The organism is uncultured Tyzzerella sp. (assembly GCF_963558545.1).
GTDB lineage: Bacteria > Bacillota > Clostridia > Lachnospirales > CAG-274 > Tyzzerella.
The window spans coordinates 64,338-72,211 of record NZ_CAUWHO010000009.1; the positions used below are offsets into that span (position 1 = coordinate 64,338).

Sequence of the window (7,874 nt, forward strand, 5' to 3'; positions counted from 1 at the left end):
ATTGGTAATTATACACTATTAAATTACATTTTGTCTATACATTTTATATATATTTTTTATTTTGTGAATTATATATATTTTTTTTATAGTATTTTTGTCTATTTTTTTGATAAAATTTTATCTTTATTTATACTTCCTAAAATACAAATGCTTTTATCACTTATATTTAATTTATTATTATTTACTTTATCTTCCTTATTACTAAACAAAATTTTCCATTCATTATCTTTTAATATATATTCTTGATAGTTGTTACTTTGATTGTACATAATACATACTTCATTATATTTTTGTTTACAATTATCTTCTTTTTCTATATTTATTATGATTAACCCTTTTTCATTTAAAATATCAACTTTTTTTACATAATTTTTATCTGGATTACATAAAACAGGTAATGATTTTCTTATTTTTATAAGCTCTTTATAATAATTTACTAAATGGATATATTCTTTACTTATATTCCAATCTAGTGCATTTAACCTTGAAGATGATTTATAGCTATTTTCATCTCCTTCTTTAGTCCTTGCAAATTCTTCTCCTGCCTGAAAAAATGGTATGCCACAAGTAGTAAAAACTATACCGGCTGATAATTTATTTTGTTTTATTATATCTTCATCATATATTTTAAAATTAGGCTCTTTATTATTAGTTATTATTAACTTATCCCAAAGAGTTAAATTATCGTGTGCAGAAACATAATTTATAAACTGTTTAGGAGCTTTTGCAGTAAAATATTCTATCTCTATATTGTTCCATACTTTATATAAATAGTCTTTAAGCTTTAATGAAAATTCATCGTTACCATTTACAAAACCACAGTTTTTTTCTATAAAAACATCACCTTTTACCAAATCTCTAATAACATCACAAAAGGCACTAATGTTTTCATCTAATTTATTTAAATTCTCTTTAACTGCTGGCAAACTATCCTTTCTCATAGATACATCTGATGCAAACCAAGGCTCACCATATATTAAAATTTTTCCTTTTCCAAACTCCTTATCTAAAGCACTTCTTATTTCGTTCATTGTTTCAACATCGTGTACTCCCATTAAATCAAACCTAAAGCCATCTATATGATATTCTTTAGCCCAGTATAAGATAGAATCTATCATATATTTTCTATACATAATATTATCACTTGCTGTTTCATTGCCACAGGCAGAACCATTAGAGTAATCTCCATTATCATTTATTCTATAATAATAATATGGTACAGTTTTATTAAAGCTACTATCTCTGCTAAATGTATGGTTATAAACTACGTCCATAATAACTCCTATACCTTCATTATGAAGTGATTTTATCATTTCCTTAGCCTCTTTTATCCGTACCTTGCCATCGTATGCATTTGTAGAATAGCTACCTTCTGGTACATTGTAATTTACAGGGTCGTATCCCCAGTTAAAATCATCTTCATTACTAGTTTCATCTATTGAGCCAAAATCATAAAAAGGTAGTAAATGTACATATGTAATACCTAAATCTTTTATATAGTCTATACCTGTTTTATAATTTTTATCTTCTTTTAAAGTTGTTCCTTTTTGAGTAAATGCTAAATATTTCCCTCTATATTTATCATCTATTCCACTATTTTCATCATAAGAAAAATCTCTAATATGAAGCTCATAAATAACTCTTTCTTCTATAGGTATATTTGGTCTTGTATCATTTTCCCAATCTTTAGGGTTAGTATCTTTTAAATCTATAATCATACTCCTTTTTCCATTAACACCGCAAGCTTTAGCATTTATATCATTTGTTTCATTTGTTTCTCCATTAGCATTTATTGTATATGTATAATATAAATCTTTTAAATCCTCTTTTATTGCTATACTCCATATACCTTGTTCATTTTCTTTCATATTAAAGCTATTTATTTTTTTGCTACCTTCTTCTCGGTCACTACCTTTAGTGTATATATTTATTGTAACCATTTTTGCAGTAGGTGCCCATACTTTAAATATAGTTTCTTCTTTTCTATATTTATAGCCTAAATCATTTTCTAAATATTTGTATTTTTCTTCAAATTCATTAGATGTAAATATTTTTTTCCATTCTAAAGGTGTTTTTTTATCTTTTATATTCATATTTAATCTCCTTGCTATAAATATCTTATACTTATTTTTATAGTTAAAAGAGAGAATACTTATCTTTCATATTCTCTCTTTAATAACTTTAAGCTCTATTTGTTTTTATTATCCAGTTGCCGTATTTTGCTATTTTATCTATAAATACTTCGTATGTGTTTAATTTCCATTCCCAGTTAGGACTACCTATTGTAGACGGAGTATTAATCCTTGCCTCATCACCTATATTTAATATATCTTGAGTAGGAATAACTACAAGGTTGGATACACTATCAAAACATCTATAAATCATCTTATCTAAAATGTTATCACCTTCATATTTATCAAACATTTTATTTATATTTTGCTTTTCTTTATCACTATAGTTGTTGTAAGCACCTTTTAATGTTTGGTTATCGTGTGTGCCTGTATACATAATAGTTCTTTCTGTTTCTTTAAAGTCATTGTTAGTTTCGTTAGGGTCTAGCTCAAATTGTAATATTTTCATACCACTTAACTTATAATGGTCCCTAAGCTCTAACACTTGTGGTCTTAAATCTCCCAAATCTTCTGCAACAATTTTTATATCTGGCATTACCTCATATATTTTATCAAAAAGAGCATATCCTGGAGCTTCTATCCATTCTCCCTCTATTGCCGTATCACAGCTAGATGGTATTTTCCAATAAGTATCAAAAGCTCTAAAATGGTCTATCCTTATTATATCGTATATTTTTTTACTCCAGCTAAGCCTATCTAACCAAAACTTAAAATCATTGTTTTTTAGATAGTCCCAGTCATATATAGGATTGCCCCATCTTTGTCCAGTTTTACTAAAATAATCTGGTGGTACACCTGCTATAAATGTAGGGTTTCCTTCCTCATCTAATAAGAAGTTCTCTTTATTTTCCCATACATCAACAGAATCTATCCCTACATATATAGGTATATCGCCTAAAATTTCTATACCCTTTTCATTAGCATATCTTTTAAGCTCAAACCATTGTTTATAAAATAAAAATTGAACAAACATTTCATATTCTATACAGTCTTTCAAGTTTGTAATTTCTTTTTTGTCATCTATCCAACACTTATCTTCTTTATCCCATTCCAACCAACATTTTAAATCATTTTTTTTCTTTAATGTTATAAATGTTGCATAGGTATTTACCCAAAAGTTTTCTTTTTTAAAATTTTCAAATTCATCTTTTAATATATTTTTTTCTTTCATAGTATTAAAAGCTTCTTTAAAATATTTTAATTTAAAACTTCTTGCCTTTTCATAGTCGGCTATCTCTTTTTCATATTTTATATCTTCTATTTCTTTAATAAGCCCTAAATCCTTAAGCTTGTCTATAGAAATATATATTTCTTCGCCAGCATAAGATGAATAAGGTTGATAAGGGGAATTACCATAACCAACAGGATTAAGTGGTAATATTTGCCAAATTTTAAATTTTGCTTGTTTTATAATATCTATAAATTTGTATGCCTCTTTACCAAAATCGCCTATATAATGGTTACTTGGCAAAGAAAATATAGGCATTAATATTCCTGCTTTTCTGCTCATATATCCTCCCTATTATCTTAATTTCCAAATATCGTTGTTGTATTCTTCTATTGTTCTATCTGATGAGAAAAATCCCGCTTTAGAAATATTTATTAGAGCACTTCTTAACCATTTATCTCTATCTAAATAGTCTTCTAATGCTTTATCTTTTACTTTAATATAATCTTCTAAATCTAATAAAGTCATAAACCAGTCTTTATTTAATAATTCGTTATATAATCTTTCTAAGTTTTCTTTTTGCCCTACTTCTAAAACTTTTTCATTTAAAATAAAGTCTACCACTTCTTTAATTATAGGACTTTCTTCATAATATTTTTTAGATACATAGTCCATTTTTTCGTAGTGCTCTATAACTTGTTCAGATTTTTCCCCAAAAAGATAAATATTTTCTTCTCCAACAAGTTCAGATATTTCCACATTTGCACCATCTAAAGTACCTAAAGTAATTGCACCATTTAACATAAATTTCATATTACCAGTACCACTAGCTTCTTTACTAGCAAGAGAAATTTGCTCTGATATATCACAAGCAGGTATAAGCTTTTCTGCTTTAGAAACATTATAATTTTCTATAAACACAATTTTCATATGTTTAGATACTTCTGCATCTTTTTCTACTATTTCTTGCATACATAATAAGAAATGTATTATATCTTTAGCAATTACATAAGCTGGTGCTGCTTTTGCTCCAAAAATAAATGTTATAGGTTTTTTAGGCAAATTTCCTTTTTTAATTTCTAAATATTTATATACAATATATAAAGCATTCATTTGTTGTCTTTTATATTCGTGTAATCTTTTAATTTGTATATCAAATATAGAGTTTTCGTCTATATCAATATTTTGAGTAGCCTTAATATAATCTTTTAGTTGTTTTTTCTTAATAGATTTTATTTCACCTATTTTATTTATAACTTCTTTATCATCAATAAATTTTAATAAATTTTCTAATTTTGTAGCATCTTTTTTATACTCATCACCTATTAAAGATGTAATGTAGTTAGATAACTCATTATTACAATGTAATAGCCATCTTCTAAATGTTATACCATTAGTTTTATTATTAAATTTTTCTGGATATATTTTGTAAAAATGATTAAGCTCAGAGTCTTTTAAAATTTCTGTGTGTAACTTTGCAACACCATTTACACTATATCCAAAATGTATATCTATATGTGCCATATGCACTCTTTCATCTTTATCTATAATATAAACTTTTTCATCACCAAATTTTTCACGAACAATCATATCTAAACTTTCAATGATAGGCATAAGATGTGGAACTACTTTATATAGATATTTAGAAGGCCATTTTTCTAATGCTTCTGCTAAAATTGTATGGTTTGTATAAGCACAAGTTTTAGATACTATTTCTATTGCTTGTTTTAATCTAATACCTTCTTGTGTTAATAAGTATATAAGCTCTGGTATAATTAAAGTAGGGTGTGTATCGTTTATTTGTATAGTAACATTTTTGTATAAATCTTCTATTTTATTTCCTTTTTTCTTTTCTTCTTGTAAAATATATTGAGCACCACTACTTACCATAAAGTATTGTTGGAAAATTCTTAATAAATGGCCTGCTTCATCGCTATCATCTGGATATAAAAATAATGTAAGGTTTTTTTCTATATCTTCTTTATCAAAGTTTATACCGTCTAAAACTATACTCTCGTCTATTGTTTCTATGTCAAATAAATGTAATTTATTAGTTCCTTGTTCATATCCAATAACATCTATATCGTACATTCTGGATTTAACTTTTCTATCTCCAAAATTTATATTAAAAGTTACATCTGTCTTTTCAAGCCAACTTTCTTCTTCTATCCAATCATTTTTATATTCTTTTTGAAGGTTATTTTCAAATTTTTGCTTAAATAAACCAAAGTGATATTTTAAGCCTATTCCATCTCCACTAAGCCCAATACTTGCAATAGAATCTAAAAAGCAAGCTGCAAGACGGCCAAGTCCCCCATTGCCTAAAGATGGTTCTGGTTCTATTTCTTCTATTTCTGATAAAACTTTACCGTTATCTTTTAAGATAGTTTTTATTTCTTCATATATTCCTAAGTTAATAAGATTATTTGATAACAATTTACCTATTAAAAATTCTGCTGATACATAGTAAACTTTTTTATTATTTTTTATTATTTCTTTTTTGCTAGATTCTTTTTTTACTAAATCTAGTATAGAGTAATAAAGTTCTTCATTTGTACAGTCTGCTATCTGCTTATCATATTTATAGAAAACTATATTTTTCAATTTTTCTAAAACCATAATCTCGCTCCTTTTTTTCGTAAATTTTCGTTTTGTTAATTATACTATTTTTATTTTATATTGTCTATATATTTTTTTGTTTTATATTATTTTCATTATTTTAAACATAACTATATATATTTTTTTATATAAATTTAACATCGTTAATAATATCATTAATTGACTAAACTTCATTTATGATATATAGTATTATAATAAACTATATTTTATTTATAGGAGGTCATTATAGATGGTCGTAAAAATAAAAGATATAGCTGAAAAATTAAATATATCTGTAGGTACAGTATCAAAAGGTCTAAATGGTGCATCTGATATAAGCTATGAGCTTACTCAATTAATACTAGATACAGCTATAGAAATGGGATATAAACCTAAAAAAATGTTAAATGAGGACAATAAAAAACTTTGCATTTTTATTACCAATATGGAATATAAATCTAAAAATGACTTTGGTTATGATATTATTTTAGGATTTAAAAGACACGCTATTCGTGATAACTGGAAAGTATTTATAGAAGAAGTTACTCCAGATTTTCAAAAAGAAAATGACTATGATAAATATATGTTATCTAAAGGATATAATGGTGCATTTTTTGTAGGATTTGCTTTAAATGATTTATGGCTTAAAAATTTACAAAAAACAAAAACGCCAACTGTTTTACTAGATAACTATATTTCTAGAAATTTTAATGTTGGATATGTCGGTACAGACAATATAGAAGCTTTTGATATATCCATAGAATATTTAAAAAAATTAGGACATTCTAAAATAGGTTTTTTTAGTGCATTTTTAGATTCTATGGTTGCTAATGAAAGATATGAAGCATTTTTTAAAGCTATGAGCTCACACAATTTACCAGTTAATGAAAATCTTATTAGTTTTGGATACTATACTATAGATTCTGCAAAATATACTATACCAAAAATATTAAAACATAATCCAACTGCCATACTATGTGGTAGTGATGTTATGGCATATGGGGCAATAAAAGCCTGTGAAGAGCTAGGTATAAAAGTACCAAATGATATTAGTATAATAGGATTTGATGATATTGATATTTGTAAAAAATCTAATCCAAAAATAACAACAATTAAACAAAATAGATTGGAAATAGGTAAATGTGCATATATATCTTTAGAGGGTATTATGCGTAATGTTTTTATAAATAAAACTACCCTTAGACCAAATCTTGTGAAAAGAGAATCTACTAAAAAAATAAATTAATATAAAAAATAATATCAACAATGTAGATATAAAATTTTCTACTTTATTGATATTATTTTTTAACTAATATGATATAATTTTTTATATTAATTTATATACCTAACTTTTATATATAATCTTATAGTTTTATATAATTACTAACCTTTTTCCCCTATAAACTTACACTATAAATTTTATTTATGTGGATTATGTGAGCTATGTCCTTCAGATGCATTATGTGGTTTGTCTATAACAATATGCTCACTTTCCCAGTCATTATTATTGTATACTAATTTATATGCTTTTCCAAAACCTTCAACTAATCTTCCCTCTAATAGTTTTATCTCAAAAAAGTCAAAATCCATTGTATATAATACATCCATCATATTTTTTGTATGAATTTCTTCAAATTTTTCCTTAACCTTACTATCTACATCTGACACTTTAGTAGCTTCACCTTTAAAGCTAATTCTTTTTCTAGCAAATAATACTTTAGATTTACATTCATCTTCAGCAATCATAAGGCTAATGTTTTTGTTATTCTCTAAATTTTGGTAATGCTCTGCAACTTTACTAATATATATATACATTTTGTCTTCTATCATAACATAAGGTGAGTAACTTGCGTGAGGCATATTATTGTTATCTACTGATGCTATAAAAGTTGTATTTTGTGATTTTAAAAATTCTTTCATTTTTCATATTCCTTTCTTATTTAAATATTTTAATAGATGTTTATTATTTTTAGCTT

Annotated in this window: 5 protein-coding genes; 1 reads left to right on the forward strand and 4 read right to left on the reverse strand. The window is 25.5% G+C overall.

Annotation, left to right across the window (positions count from 1 at the left end; genetic code table 11):
* Positions 1-98 precede the first annotated feature (98 nt).
* From pulA to R5Z65_RS02305, 3 genes are all read right to left on the reverse strand, one after another.
* Positions 99-2,093: a type I pullulanase gene (pulA, locus tag R5Z65_RS02295; RefSeq protein ID WP_317366827.1), complete on the reverse strand. Its 1,995-nt coding sequence runs from the start codon at positions 2,091-2,093 to the stop codon at positions 99-101.
* Between the two features lie 88 nt (positions 2,094-2,181).
* Positions 2,182-3,642 carry a 4-alpha-glucanotransferase gene (gene malQ / locus R5Z65_RS02300; protein WP_317366829.1) on the reverse strand — a complete coding sequence of 487 codons (1,461 nt, stop codon included), beginning with the start codon at positions 3,640-3,642 and terminating at the stop codon, positions 2,182-2,184.
* Between the two features lie 12 nt (positions 3,643-3,654).
* Positions 3,655-5,919 (reverse strand): glycogen/starch/alpha-glucan phosphorylase, encoded by a 2,265-nt coding sequence (locus R5Z65_RS02305; protein ID WP_317366831.1) that lies wholly within the window; start codon positions 5,917-5,919, stop codon positions 3,655-3,657.
* Positions 5,920-6,148: 229 nt separating this feature from the next.
* Between R5Z65_RS02305 and R5Z65_RS02310 the strand changes: the two genes are divergently transcribed.
* Positions 6,149-7,144 (forward strand): LacI family DNA-binding transcriptional regulator, encoded by a 996-nt coding sequence (locus R5Z65_RS02310; protein ID WP_317366832.1) that lies wholly within the window; start codon positions 6,149-6,151, stop codon positions 7,142-7,144.
* 173 nt (positions 7,145-7,317) lie between these two features.
* Here the strand turns inward: R5Z65_RS02310 and R5Z65_RS02315 are convergent, their stop codons facing one another.
* Positions 7,318-7,818 carry a pyridoxamine 5'-phosphate oxidase family protein gene (locus R5Z65_RS02315; protein ID WP_317366835.1) on the reverse strand — a complete coding sequence of 167 codons (501 nt, stop codon included), beginning with the start codon at positions 7,816-7,818 and terminating at the stop codon, positions 7,318-7,320.
* Positions 7,819-7,874: the final 56 nt, after the last annotated feature.

Coding starts and splice junctions, on each gene's coding strand:
- pulA (WP_317366827.1), bottom strand. CDS start 2,093: ATGAATATAAAAGATAAAAAAACACCTTTAGAATGGAAAAAAATATTT.
- malQ (WP_317366829.1), bottom strand. CDS start 3,642: ATGAGCAGAAAAGCAGGAATATTAATGCCTATATTTTCTTTGCCAAGT.
- R5Z65_RS02305 (WP_317366831.1), bottom strand. CDS start 5,919: ATGGTTTTAGAAAAATTGAAAAATATAGTTTTCTATAAATATGATAAG.
- R5Z65_RS02310 (WP_317366832.1), top strand. CDS start 6,149: ATGGTCGTAAAAATAAAAGATATAGCTGAAAAATTAAATATATCTGTA.
- R5Z65_RS02315 (WP_317366835.1), bottom strand. CDS start 7,818: ATGAAAGAATTTTTAAAATCACAAAATACAACTTTTATAGCATCAGTA.